Here is a 21,764-nt window from a genome sequence, read left to right on the forward strand (position 1 = left end):
ATCTAGTCCTAGTTATAAAGAATACAAAAGCAGTATCAAGATTATTTTAAACAATTTGACATTTATCTCCATGTATTATATTATTTTTTTAGATAAATACCTGAAATTTTTCAGGAGAGGTTCATAGCAGATACCCTCTATAAAAAACTATGGATACATGACGAACATGCCATGTCCATAACTGGACATGGCTTTTTTGTTTTAATCCTGTAAAGTTTTATAGAAAATGTTGCAGCCTCTCCTTGAAAAGATTTGGTATTACTTTTCAAGGGGGTTTTTTTATGTCTGGCCGAAAGTCAGCTGAAGGATTAGAAGATTTGACCTTATTAGGAAATCAAAAAGTGCAATATGCATTTAACTATGCGCCTGAAGTATTAGAATCAGTAGACAATCTCCATTCTAATCGAGATTATTTTGTGAAGTTTAATTGTCCAGAGTTTACGAGTCTATGTCCAATAACGCAACAACCTGATTTTGCCACTATGTATATTTCATACATCCCGGATAAAAAAATAGTGGAAAGTAAATCGCTGAAGCTATATTTATTTAGCTTTAGAAACCATGGTGATTTCCACGAGGACTGTGTGAACATTATTATGAATGATTTAATCAAACTGCTAGACCCTAGATATATTGAGGTTTGGGGGAAATTTACACCACGTGGTGGTATCTCTATTGATCCGTGGTGCAACTATGGACGACCAGGAACAAAATATGAGGAAATCGCGAGCTATCGTTTAATGAACCATGATCTTAATCCAGAAAATATTGATAATCGATAAATGGAATTGAATAGGAACTAGGAACTTCTTACTTCTAGACGATTACTTATAAATAAAATTAATTAAATAGATCCTTGTTAGCAAGGAAGAGGTTATTAGCGACCCTCTTAAAAAAACTAAGATGAAAACAGCACTTCTCTTAGTGTGCTGTTTTTCGTCGTGAAGGAGATTTATACATGAAACAAAGTAAAGCACTTATTGTATTCAGTGGAGGGCAAGATAGTACGACTTGTTTGTTCTGGGCGATTGAAAATTTTGCAGAAGTGGTGGCCGTGACCTTTGATTATGGTCAAAGGCATCGCCTGGAGATTGACTGTGCAAAAGAAATAGCAAAAGAGCTTGGCATCGAACATCATGTGCTCGATATGTCATTACTAAATCAGCTTGCAGCTAATGCATTGACACGCGAGGAGATCAAAATTGAAGAAGGGGATAAAAGTGAGCTACCTTCAACATTTGTTCCCGGAAGAAATCTGCTTTTTCTTTCATTTGCTGGTGTCTTAGCTAGTCAAGTAGGAGCAAAGCATATCGTGACAGGGGTTTGTGAAACAGACTTTAGTGGGTATCCCGATTGTCGCGACGTTTTTATCAAATCGATGAATGTGACATTAAATTTATCAATGGATAGTTCCTTTGTCATTCATACACCATTAATGTGGATCAACAAGGCACAAACATGGGAGCTAGCAGATTCTCTTGGTGTATTTGAGTATGTGAGAGAAAGAACTTTAACCTGTTATAACGGAATCATTGCAGATGGTTGTGGAGAGTGCCCAGCATGTAAATTACGTGAAAATGGGCTTGAGGAGTATTTAAATACGAAGCGAGAACTTGAGGAAAAGAATATATAAACGGTACTAACCTTTACAAAGTTAGTGATGTTTAAAGGAGAAGCATAATGAGAATATTATTTTATTTATTATCTATTGTTATTGCAAATGTGGTGACGGCTAGATTTGCACCGTTAGAGTTTGGCATGTTTATCGTTCCTATGGGAACGCTTTTTGTTGGAGCAACCTTCATTTTTCGAGATCTTGTGCAAAATAAATATGGTAGAGCTAAAACATATTTATTTATCTTCTTAGCATTACTCTTATCAGGGACTGCATCATTTGCACTTGGAGATACTTTAATGATTGTGGCAGCATCTGCTTTATCTTTTGTCATCGCCGAGACAGCAGATACAGAAATCTATACACGCTTAAAGTTACCAATGGCGTGGAGAGTTTTTTACAGTGGTATTGTTGGAGGTCTTCTTGATTCTGTTGTTTTTGTAATCGTTGGATTGAGTCCACTTGGAGCAGGATTTATACCGTGGGAAGCTGTACCAGCAGCAATTGTCGGCCAAGTAATTGTGAAGACAGTCATTCAAATGATAGGTGCCTTGATACTGAACCAAGGGCTTGCTCTTAAAGCAAGGCGTCTAAGGGAGGTATAAAAAAATAGGCTTAGCTACTAGGCTAGGCTGTATTTACGATAAAGAATGCATAAACACGATTTTATATAAAAAAGAGCCGATTTAAGAGATTATCTTAAATCGGTTCTTTTGAGAGAGAAGAAAAGTGAATAGTTTAGTGTTCATGTTTTTCCTCTTCTCTCTCTTTTTTTATTTCTTCTATTTGCTTCATCTGTTCATGATACTCGTTCTCCACATCTGAAGTAGCTGGGAGGAAGGATTCTGCGTTGAAGTCGATTCTCTTTCCGTATCGAATCATTTCATAAATAATCATGCCGTTGTTCGGTTTACCATTAATCGTAATCATAGGTACTATATCAAATAACAAATAATAGAAGGCATAGAAAACAAAGCGATCCCAAAATGTTTTATATTCTGCAGCCCATCCGTTGGCAATTAAGAAGTTAATGAGGAGGGCAATAATCAGGTTAACCAATATTGGTCCAGAATAAATGCTAACATAAGCAAACTTACTTTTACGCTTTAAGTCATCGTAGGAAAACCAGCTATACAAATGATAATATTTACGTATATCAATCATTCCAATTTTAAAGAGCCTGGGTCCAGAACCGATTGTAAGCCGTGGTTTTACTACTCCGAATAACCAGCTAACGATTAAATAACCGGATTCTCGCAGAAATACGACCACAGGCAAGATGATAAATGCAGAAATAATCAGTGACAAGAGGTCAGATAGTCCAAACATAAAAACATCACATCCTAAGCTCAACTCGTAAGTATATTAGATACCCAGAATAAAATATTTAAATCCTCCAAACACTAATTGGGAAATATTACATGATGGTTTTTGACTTGGAAGTCTAGGAGTTTCTTCGAGATAACTATTTTGAATAACCTATTCCAATAAGAAAACGCAAACCTTTGATATTTAAAGGCTTGCGCTTTTATTTTGTCTATTTAAACAAATTAATTGTAGTAATAATAATTGGCATACCGAAAACATCGATCAAAAAAGCACCAACGATTGGTACTACTAAGAACGCCTTACGGGATGGCCCAAATTTTGAAACTACTGCTGACATATTGGCCATGGCGTTAGGTGTTGCTCCAAGTCCATGACCAAGGAAACCTGATACCATAATGGCTGCATCATAATTTTTTCCTAGCAAACGGAAAAGGACGATTACTGCAAATAATACGATGAAGATCACTTGCGCTAATATGATGACAAACAATGGAAGGGCTAAGTCTGCTACTTCCCAGAGCTTGATGCTCATCAGTGCCATAGATAGGAAAATACCAAGAGAGATATCTCCTATTAGGTTAATCTCTTTCATATTGATTAGATTAGGATTAAAGCGATCTAAAATGTTACGAACAATTACAGCTACAAACATCGCCCCTACGTAGCCCGGTAACACAAAACCAGTCATAGTAGAGAACCATTCACCGACATATGTACCAACAGCCATACAGAAGGTAATTAAGAAGACCTGTACCATAAATGATTTCTCGGTAATTTCATGCTGTGCTTTTTCTACATATTCTTCTGTTTCTTCAGAAGATGGCTTTAAGTTGAACTTGCGTATTAAATATTGAACGACTGGACCACCGACAAGGGCACCAGCGATTAGACCACAAGTAGCGGCAGCCATACCAATGGAGATAGCAGATGGAATTCCAAGACCTTCAATGGTTTCCCCATAGGCAGCTGCAGCCCCATGTCCACCCTCCATGGAAACAGCTCCAGCCATTACACCGATCAGCGGATGAATATCCATTACCTTTGCCAACGAAACGCCAATTACGTTTTGCATGAAAGCTAGAAATCCACAAGCTAACCAATATATAACGAGTAGTTTTCCTCCTAATTTTACAAGCTTGAAGCTTGCCCCAAGTCCGATGGTTGTAAAAAAGGTAATCATGAAAATGGATTGAAGTGATGTATCTAACGTTATGTCAAGAATATCAAAACTTTTTAATACGGTTGCTAAAATGGCGAAAATTAAGCCTCCAACTACTGGTGCCGGGATGCAAAAGCGGTTCAACCATCCAATTCTTTTAACTAAAAATGTACCGATTAAAAATAATGCCACTGCTAGACTGAGCGTTGTAATTTGATTTAATACCATACGTATCCCCCTTGTTTATTCGAAACTATTCATAATTACTTCATTGATATAGTAAGCTCCCAATTTTGCCGTCCGGTTATCTACATCAAGTAAAGGGTTGACCTCACAAATACTAAAGCTGACTGTTTTTTTATGAGAAGCCATTTGGCGTAGAATGTCTCGGACCTTTACAGCTGATAAGCCAAATGGTGACGGTGCACTGACTCCAGGCGCCTCCGCAGCATTTAAAACATCCATACAAAGTGTGACGAGCAACACATCATGTGTATCCATAAAATTATGTAAGTCTATAGTAAACGAAGGGAAGTCCAACTGTTCATCTGTAAAATAACTCACATTATACTGATCTGCTATATCAAATAAGGCAGTGGTATTGCCATATTGTTGAATACCGCAAACGAAATAATCTGCATTTGGATCCTCATCTAAAATTTGCTTAAACATCGTACCTGAGGAAGGCTGTTTATCGTATGAGCGCATGTCAAAGTGTGCATCTATATTAATTAATCCAATGGAAGCATCTGGACCAAATGCTTTTCGCACACCTAAATACTGTCCGTACAATGTTTCATGCCCACCGCCTAGTACGATCGCCTTTCCATTTGATAAGATGTTGGAAACCTTATCTCCTAGCTCACTTTGAGCTTGCTCTAATTCATTGCCTTCGCAAATGACATCCCCATAATCTATTAAAGCGTTTTCATAATTTGGATGACGCCAAGGTAATGTTGCTAACTGTTTACGTAAAGCGAGAGGTGCATTCTTTGCTCCAATGCGTCCGTTGTTACGTTGTACTCCTTCATCACATGCAAAGCCAATTATTCCAATGTTCCCTTGAGTATCTGTAGATGCCAACTGCACTACTTGATGATAACGGTAGTAAGTGTGGTCTGACTCATGATCCACGCGACCTTGCCATATTTTTAACTCTGTAGGTTTATGCATATTTCCACCCTCATTTATCTAAAAAATCATATTGTTAGTATAATTTTAAACATTTATAATAACCAATATTAATTTTTTATATTATAATAGTTTAAAACTATAAATGGGGGCGAAGAATTGGATTTACGAAAGATGTATTACTTCAATGCCACTGTGAAATATCGCAGCTTTTCCAGGGCAGCTAAAGCCTTGCATATTTCTCAGCCTTCATTAAGTAATGCCATTAAGGCACTTGAGCAAGAAATGGATACTCCGTTAATAGAAAGAACAACAAAGCAGTTTCAATTAACAGAAATGGGTCAGCAGTTTTGGGAACGGTCAAAAGGCTTAGTTGCTCAGTTCGAGGTCATGCAAACAGAGTTAAAGGAGCTGGCAAAAGGAGAACAGTTAGAAATCAGATTAGGAGTAATTGAATCAGCAAATTATTGGTTGTCACAAGTCATTACTGATTATCAAAAGTTATATCCATCCAATCAGCTTACTCTGATTGACACGCTTTATAATCAAACAGTAAGACAAGCATTGCTAGGCTTACATGTACATGGAGTCATTACAAACCAGCACATTGTGGATGAAGAAATACAAAGTGAATTATTGTATAACGAACCCTATGTTGTACTTATAAAAAAAGATCATCCTTTTGCCCAAAAAGAACAACTTACACTGAAGGATTTTACTCAGGAACCACTTATAATAGGGATGCCTGAGTTTGAAACAAGTGCACAAATATTAAAGGCATTTGAACAGGAAAATGTGACACCACATATATCCTATAAAATAGAGAGATTTGAAATGATAAAAGTATTAGTAGAGGAAGGTTTAGGAATTGCGATTCTACCCCAAAATTATGTTACGCAGCATCTATCTGACTCGCTACTAACACGCCCTGTTCATAGTGCATATTTAAATCGGAACGTGTATTTAAGCACCATGAAGGGACGTACATTTTCCAGGAGTATTTTAGTGCTCTTTGAACTCATAAAGAAGAGGCACTGACGGTTGATAATTACTTTATTTATCAATTGGATGGAGGAGGGAATAAACATGGAGAGGAGACAGTTTGGGTTTTTTTAGTCCCATTAATCTAAATTAATTCACAATTTCTACACACTTTAAAAAAATCATTAATTATATTATAATAGAATAGATATTCTGAACTTATAAACAAATTTAAAGCAATAGTCACGGTTATATAGAGTCAGAAGCAGGTTAACTAACTCTTTGTTTTGGTAGCGTTAACAAGGCTTCTGCAAATATAAAGTATAGGGATGGTAAAAGTGAGCAACACAGAAACTAAAACAGATGTTATCTTAATTGGTGCCGGTATTATGAGCGCGACTTTAGGAACGCTTTTAAAGGAATTAGTACCGGAGTGGGATATAAAAGTATTTGAGAAGCTCGAAAGTGCAGGAGAAGAGAGCTCAAATGAATGGAATAATGCGGGAACAGGACATGCAGCTCTTTGTGAGCTCAACTACACTTCTGTAAGACCAGATGGTTCTATTGATATCACAAAAGCAATCAATGTAAATGAACAGTTTCAGGTTTCTATGCAATTTTGGTCTCATCTCGTAAAAAGTAATTTAATCGAGAATCCTCAGGACTTTATTATGCCTTTACCTCATATGAGTATGGTTCAAGGAACAGAAAACGTGGAGTTCTTGAAGAAGCGCTTTGAAGCGATGACCCAGAATCCATTATTTGAAGGAATGGAATTCTCTGATGATCCAGCCCAGTTAAAAGAATGGATTCCATTAATCATGGAAAACCGTACCGCTAATGAAGCGATCGCTGCAACTAAAATTGACACTGGTACAGATGTTAACTTTGGGGCATTGACTCGTATGTTGTTCGATCACTTAAAGACTAAAAATGTTAAGGTCAATTATAAGTCTAGTGTAGAGAATTTAAACCGTACGCCAGATGGCAAATGGGAAGTAAAAGTGAAGAACCTCGCGGAAGGCAAAATCGAGAACCATACAGCGAAATTCGTCTTTGTTGGTGGTGGAGGCGGAAGTCTACATCTCCTACAAAAATCGGGTATTCCTGAAGGAAAACATATCGGTGGCTTCCCAGTAAGCGGTATATTCATGGTTTGTAATAATCCTGAAATAGTTGCGAAGCATCATGCTAAGGTATATGGTAAAGCTGCTGTTGGAGCTCCACCAATGTCTGTACCTCATTTGGATACTCGCTTTATTGACAATAAAAAATCACTACTATTTGGACCTTTCGCTGGTTTCTCACCGAAGTTCCTAAAAACTGGATCGATGATGGATTTAGTAACTTCTGTTAAGCCACATAATCTCTTTACAATGCTAGCTGCAGGTGCCAAAGAGATGTCTCTAACAAAATATTTGGTCCAACAGGTAATGCTGTCTAAAGAACAACGCTTGGAAGAGCTACGAATCTTTATCCCAGATGCTAAAGCAGAGGATTGGGACTTAGTTGTAGCAGGCCAACGCGTACAAGTGATTAAGGACACAGAAGCTGGAGGAAAAGGAACTCTTCAATTTGGTACAGAAGTTATCACTGCAGAGGACGGTTCCATCGCGGCCTTATTAGGTGCTTCTCCAGGTGCCTCTACTGCAGTACCAGTTATGTTGGACGTTCTTAAACGATGCTTCCCAGATCATATAACGGAGTGGGAGCCAAAGATCAAAGAGATGATTCCATCTTACGGTATGTCTCTTATGAACAACCCAGAGCTACTTAAGGATGTACATGCAGAAACAGCAGAAACACTTCGACTAAAAATAGACCAAAAGGTAGCAGAGAACATGGAACCTTTGGAAGACGTTAGTGAAGTTATAGACGATATTGTATAAGCGATATTTTATAAATCATCAAGAACCTACCATCTTCAATAGATGGTAGGTTTCTTTCTTTATTTATAGTCACTCGACATCTAAATGAGAGATAGACTTTAATCTTTTATTTTCTTTACTACAAAGTTATCATCTAACAATACCCAGTTTTGAGGGAAGGAATAACCTAACACCCAATAACTAATACCTCGCAAACGATATTGTTTGACTAAATTAAATTTAGCCTGAGCACTTCGAGCATCCTCAAACCAAACCTCATGTTTTTGTCCCTGCTCATCTGTGTAATTAAAAAAAGGTGATTGAGCCACTGTATCAAACTGTATTCTTGCTCCGTATTGGGTAGCCAATGTAATTGCATCCTGCGGGCTAAAGGTCTCTGCAATTTGCCCAGCTTCATGAGGAATTCTCCAGTCTCTTGCATATATTTGAAAGCCTAAAAATAGTTTGTCTGCAGGAATAACAGTTAAAGCATATTCTACTACCTTTTTCATTTGATTGACGGGGGAAATCGCTTGAGGAGATGCACCGCGCCAACCCCATTCATACGTCATTAGGATCACAAAGTCTGCAATTCTTCCATGTGCTTCATAATCATGTGCTTCATATAGCAAGCCGGATTGAGTCTCGCTAACTTTAGGAGCAACTGCAGTAGAAACAAAGTACCCTTTAGGATGAAGTGTATCGACTGTTAGCTGGAGAAAGGAGGTATAAGCATCTCTGTCTTCTGGTAATACGTTTTCCAAGTCAATATTCAATCCTCTATAACCCTTATCCTCCATAATCTGAATAACGTTTGTCATCAATTTCTTTAATATATCTGGATTAGAGAAAATGACATGCATGAGATTAGTTCCAGCCTCAGTAGATGAAAAATTGGTGATCACCATCATTGGTACAATATTGTCGGTAACAGCTGCTTCTATTAACAGTTCGTCCTGTAAGGGCTCTAAATCACCACTTTCTGTAAGCTTGTAAGCAAAGGGACTAATATAGGTGAGTAGAGATTGAAGACTGTTTACCGTCTGGACGGCATCCTCTTCTTTCTGATAGGTATAGGCGTTCACTTCGACTAATGGCTTGACTCTAGGAATGATTAGTTGTGTTCCTGGATATAGGAGGCCAGGCGTTTGTATTTTATTTTGATTAATAAGTGCTTGAATAGTTGTTCCATAAAGGCTAGCAATTTGTCGTAGTGTTTCACCAGGCTGCACAACATGAATGATAGGAGGAATAAAAATTCGCTCACCAGGATATAAAAGATTTGGATTTGCTAGTCTGTTAGAAAGAAGAATAGTTTGTTCCGTTATACCATACTGTTGGGCGATTGACCAAAGAGTTTCGCCAGTTTGAACTGTATGATAGACTCCATAAATAGGAATAATAAGCGATTGACCAACCAATAGAGTATTTGGGTCAGGTAATTGGTTCGCTTGTAAAATGGCATTTATATCTATTTGGTACCGATTAGCAATTTCCCAAAGCGTATCTCCATTATTAACGACATATATAATCAATGGGCAGCTCCTTTTTTCTTAGGTTTACTAAAGCATATGTTTAGTTAACCGAATATAAATGTAGAACTTATACTTTTTTAAAATTCTCCTATTTATTTTTTCTAAGGGATGGCCTGTCTGAATGAAATAAGGATTAAAAAATTTCTTGATTACCGCAATATATGTAGTGAATCACAAATTTCTTTGTACTTAATATGTTAAAGGGTCTTTTAAAGAAATTATGATTTTGATTTCAATAACTAAACCATATTCGATTTATCGGATATGGTTTTTTCAATTGTATTTATTACATAAATTCTTTTAGAAAAGCCAAGCTAGTGAAAAAGCTAGGAGTGTGAGAGAAGCAAATGGAAGATTATACAGCAGGAGATATTGTTTACGTTTTTTATCGGAACCCCCATATCCAAAGTGTCGCTAACGTTCAATCAGCGGCAGTAGTAAATGATCCAGATAACCCGGATGGACTGGCTGTTTTTGTTTATGAAACGTATTATCCTTTAACAGCTGATTTGGCTATTTATACAAGCGCCTATGAAGCAGAGCAAGCGTATCGTCACTATTTTCAATAATGGAGGTTGAACATGAGAAAACCTTTTACACCTCAGCTTGTGTATTTTGAGCCTAAGGCACTTGATTATCCACTAGGTAGAGAACTGAAAGAAAAGTTTGAGAAGATGGGGAAAGAAATTCATTATACGACCTCTCATAACCAAATACGTAACCTTCCTGGAGATAATGACTTTCAAAAATACCGCATAGCTAAGTCTACGCTAGTTGTAGGAATCAGAAAAACCCTGAAATTTGATTCCTCTAAGCCTTCTGCGGAATATGCCATTCCTTTTGCTACTGGTTGCATGGGACATTGCCATTATTGCTATTTACAAACAACCATGGGAACCAAACCTTATATCCGTACATATGTGAATGTAGAGGAAATTCTCGGAGCCGCTGATAAGTATATGGAAGAACGTGCACCGGAGATCACAAGATTCGAAGCATCCTGTACCTCTGACATTGTAGGAATAGACCATTTAACTCATACCTTAAAAAGAGCGATTGAACATTTTGGTAAATCGGAATTCGGTAGACTGCGATTCGTGACGAAATTTCACTTTGTAGATCATTTATTAGATGCGAAGCATAATGGAAAGACCAGATTTCGCTTTAGTGTAAATGCGGATTATGTGATTAAAAATTTTGAGCCTGGTACTTCTCCATTAGACAAGAGGATTGAGGCTGCAGGGAAGGTTGCAAGAGCAGGATATCCACTTGGGTTTATTGTCGCTCCTATATATCTTCATGAAGGCTGGAAAGAAGGGTATTATCATATGTTTGAACGATTAGATGCAGAGCTTCCAAAGGATGCACGAGATGATATTACCTTTGAATTCATCCAGCATCGTTTTACGAAGCCTGCTAAAAAGGTGATCGAAAAAAACTACCCAATGACTAAGCTTGAACTGGACGAAGAATCCCGAAGAATAAAATGGGGGAAGTATGGTATAGGAAAATACATTTATCAAAAAGAAGAAGAGGAAGACATCAAAGAGCATCTATATAGTTATATGGAAAAGTTCTTTCCTAATGCAAAATTTGAATACTTTACTTAAAAAAACAGCCCGGTTCTTCACAGAATCGGGCTGTTTAAATGAAGCTTGAGTAATTGATTAAAGAGATTACAACCTATTTTAGAAAGTTACTTCTTCCTCATTATAAAACTTAAATGTCTCCCAGTATTTCTATCCTCTCGGTAAGAGAAGCCATCTGGACTTAAAAAAGTACATGTGCGATCTATCGAAATCTGTTCAAGCGGTATACCAGCCAGTTCACACTGCTTTTGAACGGTCAATTGGTTATCGATATGATATTTGCCTGTTTCTTCTCTGTAATACATAAAGTCATCTGCATACCCTAGGTTCTTAAATTTTGTGTAGACATCCTCATCCACTTCAAACTTTTCTTGGCTTAGTGCAGTGCCTATTTGTACGTGAAAATCAGCTGGGTTACATTGTTCGTGTGTTTTCAGATGCTCAAATAGCTGACTTGTAATTTCCTTGATGGTTCCTTGCCAACCAGAGTGAATGACTCCAATAAGTCCATTAGTTTCATTATAAAAAATGACTGGTACGCAATCTGCTGTAAAACTGCATAATAATAGGTTTGGTTCAAATGTGTAAAGAGCGTCTGTGTCTTTAATAGCGGTTTCCAAAAGCGTTGCTCCATGCCCTTTATCAATCGCGGTCACTTTATAGAAATTTGCACTATGGGTTTGATTGGCACAAACAAAATCTTCTAAACTGCAATTGAGCTGGTCTGCTAATTTCTTGCGATTTTCTAGTATGTGTAAGGGATTTTCACAGATGTGTAAGGCCATATTGTTCTCTTCCCGGGCAGTAGGGTCTTTCATAGTTGTTCCAGAGAGGAAACGTTCGTTGTTTAAATAATTTTTAATATTCATGTAATCACCTATTTTTAATATATCTTAAACACTCATTGTTGTATAGGACAGTAGACTTAACTCAACCTTTAAAAAAACAGAAAAATTATAAAAAGAATTTGTATTTAGAGGAATTTTCCTCCTTGAATATTTCAAAAGTGTTACCTTTGAACCAGTTATTTTTCCCGTACTATCAAGCTTTCTCTTCTATTTGTTCTCCTTTGTAATCTAACTGTAAAATTACATCCAATTATTAAGGGATGATTTATAGGACTTTTTTATTTTACTATATTAATAGAGTAAAAAAAGAAAGGAAGATTACCTTGTTTAAAACTAAATTAAAAGTTGCTGCAGTAGCAGTCGCAATTTCTTTATTATTACCACTAACTGCATTTGCAGCTAATACCTATACAGTTGTATCAGGAGATTCTCTTTGGAAAATAGCAGTAAAAACACAAACCGGAGTTTCAGAATTAATTGAGAAAAATCCTCAGTTAGAAAATCCAAATCTTATTTATCCAGGACAAAAAATTAATGTTCCGACAAAAGATTCTTATAACATTGAACAAGATGTAATTAAACTTGTAAATGTGGAAAGAGCAAATGCTGGCCTGTCTCCTTTAAGCTATGACTGGGAGCTAGGAAGAGTGGCACAATATAAATCACAAGATATGCACGATCAAAAATATTTTAGCCATACAAGTCCTGTTTATGGAACTCCATTTACAATGATGAAGAATTTTGGAATTAGCTATAAATCAGCAGGAGAAAATATCGCACAAGGTCAAACGACTGCGAAAGCAGTAGTTAACGCTTGGATGAATAGTGAAGGACATAGAGCCAATATCTTAAACAAAAACTATACTCATATTGGGGTAGGTTACGTGAAAGACGGAAACTATTGGACTCAAATGTTTATACAAAAATAATTGATTTAGGGTGGGAATGACGACGTAAGTGTTGTCATTTCCACTCTTTTAGTTTACGGCCTATGTCTGCCCTTCAAAGTGTAGATGTAGGCTATTTTCATTTCTGTTTATGTTCCATGTGAAACTTTTCCTTCGATATCAACAATACAAAAAAGAAATAAATAAAGTCTGCAAAAGGAAACGGTCTACACTCTCGTTTCCTTTTCTTTTTGATATTAAGTGAAACCTTAGTTATCTTTTTCCGTATTAGATGATAAATACTTACAATGTTATAAATTGGAGGTAAACAGATCTATGAATGTAGAGAAATTTATATCGCCCGAAAATTTTGGAGAAGTATTCCTATATGGAAACCATGAAGAAATTTATAACCAATGCGTCAAAGAATTTAAAGAGCTAGTATCACTGGACCAATTTATTGATTTAGCCATTTCCTTTAATCAGGAGGTTGAAAGCTACCAAATGATTAAAAAGACCGAGATTGGTTATTCAACTCAGTATTTATGGTTAGATAACAATAAGGAGAGAATAGTTAGTGTAACCTTTGATACGGCTAACTACATCCAGGGCATAGTATTAAAACCTTATGTAACCTTCCCCAAAAGCGATCAACGTTACACCAAAAATAAATATATGATGCCTATTAAAGAAGAATGGTTTGTTTTCTGGGGTGGGACGAATGAATTTCTTAACTATCATTACGTTTATGAATCTCAGCGCTATGCATATGATTTAGTGAAGATGAAGAATGGTCAGACGTATAAGGGTAATAGATTACTTAATGAAAGTTACTATGCTTTTGATAAAGAGGTAGTTGCGCCAGCAGACGGTAAGGTAGTAAAGGTTATGAATGATATTGTAGATAATATTCCCGGAGAAATGAATGAAAAAGAACCAGCCGGAAACTATGTCATTTTGGAGCATGAAAATAGAGAATATAGCTTGCTTGCGCATTTCAAACAATATTCTATAGTAGTAAAAGAAGGAGACGCGGTGAAGCAGGGACAAACAATTGGCCTTTGTGGAAATTCTGGAAACTCCTCTGAGCCTCATATACATTTTCAGGTGATGGATTCGTCTGATTATGTGAACTGCCACTCTATACGTATAAGCTTCTATGATGGGATTGAGCCAATTCAAGGCGATACAGTAACGACCTACAAACCGAACGAAAAGTCGAAAATGGATGTCTTTGACAAAGTGGAAAATACATTTACTTTAGCAGATTTTTTCTTATTTATTCCCCGTATTATAGGTTCATTTTTTAAATAAGACTGTTCGTTTCTATTTAGAATGATGAAGTTTAAAAAATAGTAATATTTTGATTAATCAATAGAATGTTTGTTGACAGATGAAAATCTCTATTGTAGACTATGAACAACTAATTGAATATAACCTCGCTTTTATAAGTGAGGTAGAGGCGCGATATTTAACAGTCCTTAGAGGAGCTTGAGAAGCTTAGATACTAAGGAGAAGGAAATGTCGCCGAAGCTTGTAATAAACTCATTATTACATGCTGGGTCTGCAGTGAAGAATTGCAGGACTGTCCGTTATAAACGTCCCGGTTTATAATGGTGTGCTATCTCATGGGGAAAAGTAGAGGATTTAGGGCAACCATACATTATGACCTGAGTCTACCTCAAGTCTTTTTTTGTACGGTTGTCCTTTTTGTATGGTTGCATACATATAATAACTTTAAAAAAGGAGATTACTAGAGATGAAAAAGAGACTATTTACATTCACATTTTTACTATCCATTTTTTTATTGCTTGCTGCTTGTGGAACGAAAGAGGAAGGAAGCGTTGGATCAGCATCTGCCCAAGATACATTTACAGTAGGACTAGAGGCAGGATATGCACCCTTTAACTGGACTCAAATGGATGACAAAAACGGTGGAGTGAAATTGGACGGTAACGCAGAGTATGCTGGTGGATACGATGTAGAAATTGCTAAAAAAATTGCAGAAGGCTTAGGTAAAGAACTGGTAATCGTTAAAACCGAATGGGACGGTCTAGTTCCAGCTTTAACTTCGGGTAAGATTGATGCAATTATTGCTGGAATGTCACCAACAGCAGAGCGTAAAAAAACAATCGATTTCTCTGAAAACTATTATACTTCCAACTTTGTTATGGTTGTAAAAAAGGGCGGAAAATTTGAGGATGCCACTTCCATTCAAGACTTTAATGGAGCAAAAGTTACAGGCCAATTAAATACTTCCCACTACGGAGTGATAGACCAAATTAAAGGTGTAAAAAAACAGCCTGCATCAGATAACTTTCCAGCAATGCGTGTAGCACTGGAATCCGGCATGATCGACGGTTATGTATCTGAACGTCCAGAAGGAATTAGTGCTTCCTCTGCAAATGATAACTTCAGCATGGTTGAATTCGAAGAAGGATTTGTTGCAGATGAAGAAGAAACAGCTGTTGCAGTAGGATTGAAAAAAGGTAGCGATTTAACAGATAAAATAAATGAAATATTAGCAGGAATTTCAGAAGAAGAGCGTCAAGAAATTATGGATAATGCTATTTCCAATCAACCAGCTGCAGAATAAGTATACTAACGGCTGCTAATAAAAGCAGCCGTTTCGTTTTTTTAAAGTACTTACTTCATTGGTTAGTGGATGTTCGAGGCAACAGAATGTGTAAGGAGGAAGACAATGAGTTTAGAATGGATTATCTCCATTATTACCAATAACTGGCCAATGTTTTTGCGTGGAGCAGGAGTAACCCTGTTGATTTCTATTATAGGAACTATTGTAGGAGCAATCATTGGATTATTAGCAGGCGTTATTAGGACCATCCCACTACCTGAAAAGAGGGTAAGTAGATATTTTTTAAAGCTGGTTAATCTTATCCTATCCATCTATATAGAATTCTTCCGAGGGACACCAATGATCGTCCAAGCCATGGTCATCTTTTATGGATCATCACTGGCCTTTGGGTTAGATATGGATCGTTTACTAGCAGCAATTTTTATTGTATCTATTAATACGGGAGCATATATGGCTGAAATTGTTCGTGGGGGAGTTATTTCAATTGATAAGGGACAATTTGAGGCATCACAAGCGATAGGGATGAATCACATTCAAACTATGCTATATGTTGTGTTACCCCAGGTTATCCGTAACATACTTCCAGCAACCGGCAACCAATTCATCATTAATATTAAAGATACCTCTGTTTTAAATGTGATAGGGGTAACGGAATTATATTTCCAAACGAAGTCTGTAGCTGGAAACAACTTCAGATATTTTGAGTCATTCTTTGTAGCTTGTATTTTATACTTCATCATGACGTTTGCTGTTACATTAATCTTACGACATTTTGAAAAGAAACTAGATGGACCCGAAAACTACACAGTCATTGGTCAGCCTATGCAAATGGCTGTACTGCCAAAAGGTCCTTATGAAAACAAGTAAACAAAGGAGGAGCAAATATGGAACACGTAATTGATATTCAACATTTAAGTAAATCCTTTGGAGCACATGAAGTTTTAAAAGATATAAATTTCTCTGTAAAAAAAGGCGAGGTTGTATGTATCATAGGCTCTTCAGGATCGGGTAAATCAACACTTCTGCGATGTGTTAATTTATTGGAAAAGCCTAGTGGAGGACAAATTATTTATAAAGGAAATAATATTTTAGACAATAAGCATGATATCAATTCCTATAGGACAAAGCTTGGCATGGTATTTCAGCAGTTTAATTTGTTTAATAATCATAATGTATTAAGCAACTGTTCAGTCGGACAGGTAAAGGTATTAAAGCGTTCAAAGGAAGAAGCCGAAAAAATTGCGACGAGATATTTAAAGGTGGTGGGCATGGATGGCTACGTCAATGCTAAGCCAAAGCAATTATCTGGTGGACAAAAGCAAAGAGTGGCTATCGCACGAGCTTTGTCTATGGAGCCTGATGTAATGTTGTTTGATGAGCCTACATCGGCACTTGATCCAGAAATGGTCGGCGAGGTATTAAAAGTTATGAAGGAGCTTGCGCATACTGGTCTTACTATGTTGATCGTTACGCATGAAATGGAATTTGCCAAGGAAGTCTCTGATCGTATAGTCTTCATGGACAAGGGGGTCATTGCAGAGGAAGGTCCCCCCGATCAAATTTTTAATCATCCTTTACAGGAACGGACGAGAGAATTCCTAAAAAGAACGCGGAAGTAGACTCTAGGATGTTAGTAGCATTTCATCTTTTTATCTAGAATAAAATTCAATAAAATAGTATATTGGTAATATATACATTGGATAAATTATCAAATCTATGTAAGGCTTCCCTTTCAAAAGAAAAGGAAGCCTTTTATATAAGGTACGAAATAAACTAGAGGTGTTCCTATGAGTGAAGTATTAAAACGAAATAATGTAAAAGTAATTGGAAATAAGGAAAAAGTAATCATGTTTGCGCATGGATTTGGATGTGACCAAACGATGTGGAGGCATATTATTCCTTCATTTTTGGATGACTATAAAATTGTATTATTTGATTATGTTGGTTCCGGTGAATCGGATTTAAGTGTTTATAATGCAGAGAAATACGCCTCGCTTAAAGGCTATGTCCGAGACGTCTTAGACATAGTAGAGGCATTGGAATTGAGAGACGTTATATTTGTAGGTCATTCGGTAAGCTCCATGATTGGTATGTTAGCAGCGATTCAAAAGCCGGATGTTTTTCAGAAGTTGGTTATGATTGGACCATCTCCGAGATATCTTAATGATCACGAGTATTACGGTGGATTCGATGAAAGAGATATCCACGAGATGCTAGATATGATGGAGATGAATTTTATAGGGTGGGCAAGCTATATGGCTCCAATAGTGGCTGCCACTGAAAAACACCCCGCGGTAGCAAAGGAAGTAGAAAAAAGTTTTAGTTCAACAAATCCGAAGATAACAAAGCAATTTGCAGAGGTGACCTTCTTTTCTGACCATCGTAAAGATTTAGAGAAATCATCTATTCCGGTGCTAATCATTCAATGCTCAGAAGACAGTATTGTTCCTATTCAGGTGGGAGAATATTTACACCATCATATAGAGAATAGTGAATTTAAGATAATGGATGTAAAGGGGCATTATCCTCACCTAAGTCACCCGTGTGAAACAGCGGAGCTCATTAAAGGGTATCTATACCAGGTGTAGGGAAGGGAATGACATTTTATGGAGGAACGTTTGGATTTGGCACCTTGTGGCTATGTCACTATTAGTCAAGAAGGTATGCTAATTGATATGAATAAAACCTTTCTTCAAATGATAGGGTTTTCCTTTGACGATCTTTCTCAAAAACATATAGAAACAATCATGTCTAAAACGAATCAGTTTATATTCCATACTTATTTTTATCCTTATATACGATTATATGGGCATATGGAAGAGTTATTTCTTAGTCTACAGCATAAGGATGGGCAGAGCATTCCTGTGTTGTTAAACGGGAAAAAAGCTACTCGAGAGGGTGCAGATGTAATTGACTGTGTATTAGTTTCAATGGGAAAAAGAATAGGATATGAACAGGAAATTAGGTTAGCAAAAAAGCAATTAGAGGAAGCATTTCGAGAAAAAGAACTGGCTCTTTCTAAATTAGAAGAGCTTCATGAGGAAATAGAGGAAAAGCAAGAAAAGCTACTTGAACTCAATAGCAAGCTAGAGAAATTAGCTATAACTGATAAATTGACTGGTTTAAAAAACCGTCGTTATTTTCATATCAAGCTAGAAGAGATGATCATTCAATACGAGCAAAAAGGACAGGCTTTTTCCTTATGCTTAATTGATATCGATCATTTTAAGCAAGTGAACGATACTTGGGGTCATACAATGGGAGATCAAGTGCTAGAGCAACTAGCAAAAATAGCAGACTTAACAGTACGTCCAGTGGATACATTACTTAGATACGGAGGAGAGGAGTTTATCGTTCTTCTCCCGTTTACTAATGCACAACAGGCTAAAAACCAGGGAGAACGTTTAAGGCAGGAAATAGAAGCAGCAGATTGGGTTATAGGTGAAGTGACGATAAGTATGGGGATAGCAACATATACATCCGAAGACACGCATGCAAGCGTGGTAGAGAAGGCTGACCAAGCGTTATATTATTCCAAGCGAAATGGTAGAAACAGAATTACGCATATAGACGATTTATAAGGGGGGCGCACAAATGGTTGCTTTTAACGTCATAAAAAAAGACCAGGAATACTGGCTTGCCGATCAAATAAAAATGAATCAATCTAAAGAAGTATATTGGGCAGAACTAAAAACCCTTTTAGCAGCTTGGGAAAGCAATCAGGTAAATTATCTGTCGCTTCTGATGGATGCGGAGTATGAGGAACAATTATTAAATGAAGGTTTTCATAAGGTTTCTTCCGTGGTGGAATATACAAGAACACTAGAGGAACGCTTTATTTTAGATAGCTCTATTTTTGTGCAATCTCTTTCGGATAGCTTAATGACAGATGAGGAATTCGCCAAACTATATGATGAATGTCGAAGCGGATCGGCGAACAAAAATAATTTGTTCTCTATTGATCAAATCATGGAAGCCTTCTTAAATGAGTTAGGTCCTAACTGGCGTAACCATTGTCATATCTTCTATAAAGCAAAAGAACCTTTGGGTATCAGCATTCCTCATATAGAAGACGGAACAACTGAGGAAGGTAGGTTGTTTTACTTTGGAGTAACTCCAGAGCATAGAGGTAAAGGTTTCGGTAAGGTACTTCACTTATATTCATTAGAGCTTTTAAAGAATATGCATGCGACATATTATGTAGGTAGTACAGATGAGAACAATGAATACATGATTCGGATTTTTAAAGCCAATGGATGCTTATTAAGGGATAAAAAAGGAATCTATCGTATCGATAAATAAAAGCAAAGGAGCAAGCGAATTAACATCACTTGCTCCTTTTAATAATTTATTTAGTTGGAATTGCTCCAACAGTAGAAGCCACTTTAGAAATGATTAACTCACTACCTAATAGTGGAGATTCTTTCGATGCTTCTTCAGAACCTGGTTCTGGTCGTTTATGTGCTGCCTTGAAGAGGTCGCTATTTTTCCATGCTTGGAAACTTTCTTCGTTTTCCCAATACATATTGACATTCATTTCATCATATTCAGTGGTACCCTGTGTAATAGTAACCTCAACTTTTACGAAGCCTTCCATTTCTTGTAGTGGACTTGGTTTTGTAAAGTTTGGAGCCATTTTTTCTGCAAATCCTGGTTTTGTTTTAATACGATTCGTAACGATAATCATTGGCCATTCTCCTCTTTTAACTTATTTGAATCAATGTAAGTATAACATTTCAACATCAAATTTAAACGTTTCATGTACTAAGAAGAATCACATAATCCAAGGAAAAAACTAAAAATAAACAGATTAGGTTATGATTAAATCTCCTATTTTTTTGTATAAACAAATTGAATTTTATGCCCAAGTACTTCATTATTATAGGTACAAGTCTTTACATGCTCAGTCGATGTGTAAAGAAATACATTTACACGAAGGAAGTAGTTTATGTCGGAAGCAAATATAACTCGTTTAGAGGTCGATGGCAAGGAAGTTATTTTGATTGGTACTGCTCACGTTTCAAGGTTAAGTGCTGAGCAGGTAAAAGAAGTGATCGAAAAAGAAAAACCGGATTCCGTGTGTATAGAGTTGGACGAACAGAGATATCAATCTATTACAGATAATAACAAATGGAAAGAGACAGATATTTTTAAAATCATAAAAGAGAAGAAAGCGACATTGCTATTGATGAACTTAGCTATTTCTTCCTTTCAAAACCGTATGGCGAAGCAGTTTGATATTAAACCCGGCCAGGAAATGATACAAGGGATAGAGAGTGCAAAAGAAAATGGGGCAGAACTTGTACTAGCCGATCGTAATATTCAAATAACATTTTCACGTATCTGGCATAATCTTGGTTGGCTTGGTAAGTCTCAGCTCCTAACGTCAGTATTTTATAGCATTTTTAGTAAAGATACCATTTCAGAAGAAGAGCTAGAGAATATGAAGTCACAAGACACTTTAAATGCAGTGCTTGCAGAATTCACAGAGTCATTTCCAAGGTTGAAAACACCATTAATCGATGAAAGAGACCAGTTTTTAGCTCAAAAGATTAAGGAAGCTCCAGGGAAAAAAGTTGTAGCAGTTTTAGGGGCAGCTCATGTTCCAGGGATTACAAAAGAAATATACAAGCATCAAGATTTAGAAAGACTATCAGCTGTCCCTCCGAAATCTATTTTACCTAAAATCATTGGATGGTCCTTGCCTATCCTTTTAATCGCTTTGGTTGCTTATACTTTTATAGCTAATCCTACGGCAGGATGGGACCAGGCATGGAGCTGGATTATTTGGACGGGATCCATGGCGGCAATAGGAGCAATTGTAGCATTAGGTCATCCTTTAGCTATAGTTACAGCCTTTATCGTGGCACCAATAACCGCACTGCACCCTATATTAGCCTCAGGTTGGTTTTCAGGATTAGTGCAGGCTTATATGAAACGACCAACAATAGGGGATTTTGAAAGGCTGTCAGAAGATGTATTTACGATAAAAGGGTTCTGGAAAAATAAGGTGACTAGAGTCTTGCTAGTTTTAGTGTTAACTAACCTTTTTGGTTCTCTCGGTACAATTATCGGTGGTGCTGATGTCATCAGAGTATTCTTTAAAAACCTGTAAAGGAGGAGCGTGTGATGCGCTTCTCTTTTTTGTTGTTTAGGAAATTATAAAACTCGGAACCTGTGGATAAATTGATGTCTAGCTCCACCGCCTTGCCCCTCGGGGTCAAAT

Annotated in this window: 22 protein-coding genes and 2 riboswitches; of the genes, 16 read left to right on the top strand and 6 right to left on the bottom strand. The window is 36.9% G+C overall.

Going from position 1 to position 21,764, the window contains the following annotated elements:
- Positions 1–110 precede the first annotated feature (110 nt).
- Positions 111–157, top strand: a riboswitch (PreQ1 riboswitch).
- A gap of 124 nt (positions 158–281) precedes the next feature.
- The 3 genes from queF (at position 282) to Q0371_RS04355 (ending at position 2,220) form a co-directional block, all read left to right on the top strand.
- Entirely contained in the window at positions 282–782 is a 501-nt protein-coding gene (gene queF / locus Q0371_RS04345; protein WP_298468713.1) for a preQ(1) synthase, read from the top strand.
- A gap of 176 nt (positions 783–958) precedes the next feature.
- Complete coding sequence (gene queC / locus Q0371_RS04350) at positions 959–1,633, top strand: 7-cyano-7-deazaguanine synthase QueC (protein ID WP_169359793.1); 675 nt, start codon at positions 959–961, stop codon at positions 1,631–1,633.
- A gap of 47 nt (positions 1,634–1,680) precedes the next feature.
- Positions 1,681–2,220, top strand: a complete 540-nt coding sequence (locus Q0371_RS04355; RefSeq protein WP_298468716.1) for a VUT family protein — start codon at positions 1,681–1,683, stop codon at positions 2,218–2,220.
- Positions 2,221–2,353: 133 nt separating this feature from the next.
- Here the strand turns inward: Q0371_RS04355 and Q0371_RS04360 are convergent, their stop codons facing one another.
- From Q0371_RS04360 to hutG, 3 genes are all read right to left on the bottom strand, one after another.
- On the bottom strand, positions 2,354–2,944 hold the full coding sequence (locus tag Q0371_RS04360) for a hypothetical protein (RefSeq protein ID WP_169359791.1): 591 nt from the start codon (positions 2,942–2,944) through the stop codon (positions 2,354–2,356).
- 208 nt (positions 2,945–3,152) lie between these two features.
- Positions 3,153–4,337 carry a sodium/glutamate symporter gene (gltS, locus tag Q0371_RS04365; RefSeq protein ID WP_298468765.1) on the bottom strand — a complete coding sequence of 395 codons (1,185 nt, stop codon included), beginning with the start codon at positions 4,335–4,337 and terminating at the stop codon, positions 3,153–3,155.
- Between the two features lie 9 nt (positions 4,338–4,346).
- Positions 4,347–5,276, bottom strand: a complete 930-nt coding sequence (hutG, locus tag Q0371_RS04370) for a formimidoylglutamase (RefSeq protein WP_169359790.1) — start codon at positions 5,274–5,276, stop codon at positions 4,347–4,349.
- Positions 5,277–5,393: 117 nt separating this feature from the next.
- Here hutG and Q0371_RS04375 point away from each other — a divergent pair, with 117 nt between their 5' ends.
- Positions 5,394–6,272 (top strand): LysR family transcriptional regulator, encoded by an 879-nt coding sequence (locus Q0371_RS04375; protein WP_298468720.1) that lies wholly within the window; start codon positions 5,394–5,396, stop codon positions 6,270–6,272.
- Positions 6,273–6,544: 272 nt separating this feature from the next.
- On the top strand, positions 6,545–8,104 hold the full coding sequence (locus tag Q0371_RS04380; protein WP_298468723.1) for a malate:quinone oxidoreductase: 1,560 nt from the start codon (positions 6,545–6,547) through the stop codon (positions 8,102–8,104).
- A 98-nt stretch (positions 8,105–8,202) separates the two neighbouring features.
- Here Q0371_RS04380 and Q0371_RS04385 read toward each other — a convergent pair whose 3' ends face one another.
- Positions 8,203–9,618 (bottom strand): LysM peptidoglycan-binding domain-containing protein, encoded by a 1,416-nt coding sequence (locus Q0371_RS04385; protein WP_298468725.1) that lies wholly within the window; start codon positions 9,616–9,618, stop codon positions 8,203–8,205.
- A gap of 347 nt (positions 9,619–9,965) precedes the next feature.
- Here Q0371_RS04385 and Q0371_RS04390 point away from each other — a divergent pair, with 347 nt between their 5' ends.
- Both Q0371_RS04390 and splB read left to right on the top strand, forming a co-directional pair.
- A complete protein-coding gene (locus Q0371_RS04390; RefSeq protein ID WP_169359786.1) occupies positions 9,966–10,187 on the top strand; it encodes a transcriptional regulator SplA domain-containing protein in 222 nt (73 codons plus the stop codon).
- Between the two features lie 12 nt (positions 10,188–10,199).
- Positions 10,200–11,228, top strand: coding sequence for a spore photoproduct lyase (splB, locus tag Q0371_RS04395; RefSeq protein WP_251555649.1), 1,029 nt, complete (start codon positions 10,200–10,202; stop codon positions 11,226–11,228).
- An 86-nt stretch (positions 11,229–11,314) separates the two neighbouring features.
- Here splB and pgeF read toward each other — a convergent pair whose 3' ends face one another.
- Positions 11,315–12,076, bottom strand: coding sequence for a peptidoglycan editing factor PgeF (gene pgeF, locus Q0371_RS04400; protein ID WP_298468729.1), 762 nt, complete (start codon positions 12,074–12,076; stop codon positions 11,315–11,317).
- 302 nt (positions 12,077–12,378) lie between these two features.
- Here pgeF and safA point away from each other — a divergent pair, with 302 nt between their 5' ends.
- The 8 genes from safA to Q0371_RS04440 all read left to right on the top strand — a co-directional run bounded on the left by safA (position 12,379) and on the right by Q0371_RS04440 (position 19,840).
- The gene (gene safA, locus Q0371_RS04405; protein ID WP_240949718.1) at positions 12,379–12,984 is read left to right on the top strand and encodes a SafA/ExsA family spore coat assembly protein; all 606 of its coding nucleotides are present in this window, start codon (positions 12,379–12,381) and stop codon (positions 12,982–12,984) included.
- A 294-nt stretch (positions 12,985–13,278) separates the two neighbouring features.
- The gene (locus Q0371_RS04410) at positions 13,279–14,256 is read left to right on the top strand and encodes a M23 family metallopeptidase (protein ID WP_298468734.1); all 978 of its coding nucleotides are present in this window, start codon (positions 13,279–13,281) and stop codon (positions 14,254–14,256) included.
- Positions 14,257–14,391: 135 nt separating this feature from the next.
- A riboswitch (Lysine riboswitch) is annotated at positions 14,392–14,574 on the top strand.
- A 127-nt stretch (positions 14,575–14,701) separates the two neighbouring features.
- The gene (locus Q0371_RS04415; RefSeq protein WP_298468736.1) at positions 14,702–15,538 is read left to right on the top strand and encodes a transporter substrate-binding domain-containing protein; all 837 of its coding nucleotides are present in this window, start codon (positions 14,702–14,704) and stop codon (positions 15,536–15,538) included.
- Between the two features lie 105 nt (positions 15,539–15,643).
- Entirely contained in the window at positions 15,644–16,405 is a 762-nt protein-coding gene (locus tag Q0371_RS04420; RefSeq protein ID WP_169359780.1) for an amino acid ABC transporter permease, read from the top strand.
- Between the two features lie 17 nt (positions 16,406–16,422).
- Complete coding sequence (locus Q0371_RS04425) at positions 16,423–17,157, top strand: amino acid ABC transporter ATP-binding protein (protein WP_298468742.1); 735 nt, start codon at positions 16,423–16,425, stop codon at positions 17,155–17,157.
- 168 nt (positions 17,158–17,325) lie between these two features.
- Positions 17,326–18,126 (top strand): alpha/beta hydrolase, encoded by an 801-nt coding sequence (locus Q0371_RS04430; protein ID WP_298468745.1) that lies wholly within the window; start codon positions 17,326–17,328, stop codon positions 18,124–18,126.
- Positions 18,127–18,144: 18 nt separating this feature from the next.
- Positions 18,145–19,119 (top strand): sensor domain-containing diguanylate cyclase, encoded by a 975-nt coding sequence (locus tag Q0371_RS04435; RefSeq protein ID WP_298468748.1) that lies wholly within the window; start codon positions 18,145–18,147, stop codon positions 19,117–19,119.
- Between the two features lie 13 nt (positions 19,120–19,132).
- Positions 19,133–19,840: a GNAT family N-acetyltransferase gene (locus tag Q0371_RS04440; protein ID WP_169359776.1), complete on the top strand. Its 708-nt coding sequence runs from the start codon at positions 19,133–19,135 to the stop codon at positions 19,838–19,840.
- Positions 19,841–19,886: 46 nt separating this feature from the next.
- Here Q0371_RS04440 and Q0371_RS04445 read toward each other — a convergent pair whose 3' ends face one another.
- A complete protein-coding gene (locus tag Q0371_RS04445) occupies positions 19,887–20,225 on the bottom strand; it encodes a heme oxygenase (RefSeq protein WP_298468755.1) in 339 nt (112 codons plus the stop codon).
- A 261-nt stretch (positions 20,226–20,486) separates the two neighbouring features.
- Between Q0371_RS04445 and Q0371_RS04450 the strand changes: the two genes are divergently transcribed.
- Complete coding sequence (locus tag Q0371_RS04450; protein WP_169359774.1) at positions 20,487–21,653, top strand: TraB/GumN family protein; 1,167 nt, start codon at positions 20,487–20,489, stop codon at positions 21,651–21,653.
- The last annotated feature ends 111 nt before the right edge of the window (positions 21,654–21,764 follow it).

The sequence above is a fragment of the uncultured Psychrobacillus sp. genome, assembly GCF_938022135.1.
Taxonomy (GTDB): domain Bacteria; phylum Bacillota; class Bacilli; order Bacillales_A; family Planococcaceae; genus Psychrobacillus.

What these genes read in the sequence shown, in the direction of transcription:
- queF (WP_298468713.1), top strand. Translation starts at nt 282, where the DNA reads ATGTCTGGCCGAAAGTCAGCTGAAGGATTAGAAGATTTGACCTTATTA.
- queC (WP_169359793.1), top strand. Translation starts at nt 959, where the DNA reads ATGAAACAAAGTAAAGCACTTATTGTATTCAGTGGAGGGCAAGATAGT.
- Q0371_RS04355 (WP_298468716.1), top strand. Translation starts at nt 1,681, where the DNA reads ATGAGAATATTATTTTATTTATTATCTATTGTTATTGCAAATGTGGTG.
- Q0371_RS04360 (WP_169359791.1), bottom strand. Translation starts at nt 2,944, where the DNA reads ATGTTTGGACTATCTGACCTCTTGTCACTGATTATTTCTGCATTTATC.
- hutG (WP_169359790.1), bottom strand. Translation starts at nt 5,276, where the DNA reads ATGCATAAACCTACAGAGTTAAAAATATGGCAAGGTCGCGTGGATCAT.
- Q0371_RS04380 (WP_298468723.1), top strand. Translation starts at nt 6,545, where the DNA reads ATGGTAAAAGTGAGCAACACAGAAACTAAAACAGATGTTATCTTAATT.
- Q0371_RS04390 (WP_169359786.1), top strand. Translation starts at nt 9,966, where the DNA reads ATGGAAGATTATACAGCAGGAGATATTGTTTACGTTTTTTATCGGAAC.
- splB (WP_251555649.1), top strand. Translation starts at nt 10,200, where the DNA reads ATGAGAAAACCTTTTACACCTCAGCTTGTGTATTTTGAGCCTAAGGCA.
- pgeF (WP_298468729.1), bottom strand. Translation starts at nt 12,076, where the DNA reads ATGAATATTAAAAATTATTTAAACAACGAACGTTTCCTCTCTGGAACA.
- Q0371_RS04410 (WP_298468734.1), top strand. Translation starts at nt 13,279, where the DNA reads ATGAATGTAGAGAAATTTATATCGCCCGAAAATTTTGGAGAAGTATTC.
- Q0371_RS04415 (WP_298468736.1), top strand. Translation starts at nt 14,702, where the DNA reads ATGAAAAAGAGACTATTTACATTCACATTTTTACTATCCATTTTTTTA.
- Q0371_RS04420 (WP_169359780.1), top strand. Translation starts at nt 15,644, where the DNA reads ATGAGTTTAGAATGGATTATCTCCATTATTACCAATAACTGGCCAATG.
- Q0371_RS04425 (WP_298468742.1), top strand. Translation starts at nt 16,423, where the DNA reads ATGGAACACGTAATTGATATTCAACATTTAAGTAAATCCTTTGGAGCA.
- Q0371_RS04430 (WP_298468745.1), top strand. Translation starts at nt 17,326, where the DNA reads ATGAGTGAAGTATTAAAACGAAATAATGTAAAAGTAATTGGAAATAAG.
- Q0371_RS04435 (WP_298468748.1), top strand. Translation starts at nt 18,145, where the DNA reads ATGGAGGAACGTTTGGATTTGGCACCTTGTGGCTATGTCACTATTAGT.
- Q0371_RS04440 (WP_169359776.1), top strand. Translation starts at nt 19,133, where the DNA reads ATGGTTGCTTTTAACGTCATAAAAAAAGACCAGGAATACTGGCTTGCC.
- Q0371_RS04445 (WP_298468755.1), bottom strand. Translation starts at nt 20,225, where the DNA reads ATGATTATCGTTACGAATCGTATTAAAACAAAACCAGGATTTGCAGAA.
- Q0371_RS04450 (WP_169359774.1), top strand. Translation starts at nt 20,487, where the DNA reads ATGTCGGAAGCAAATATAACTCGTTTAGAGGTCGATGGCAAGGAAGTT.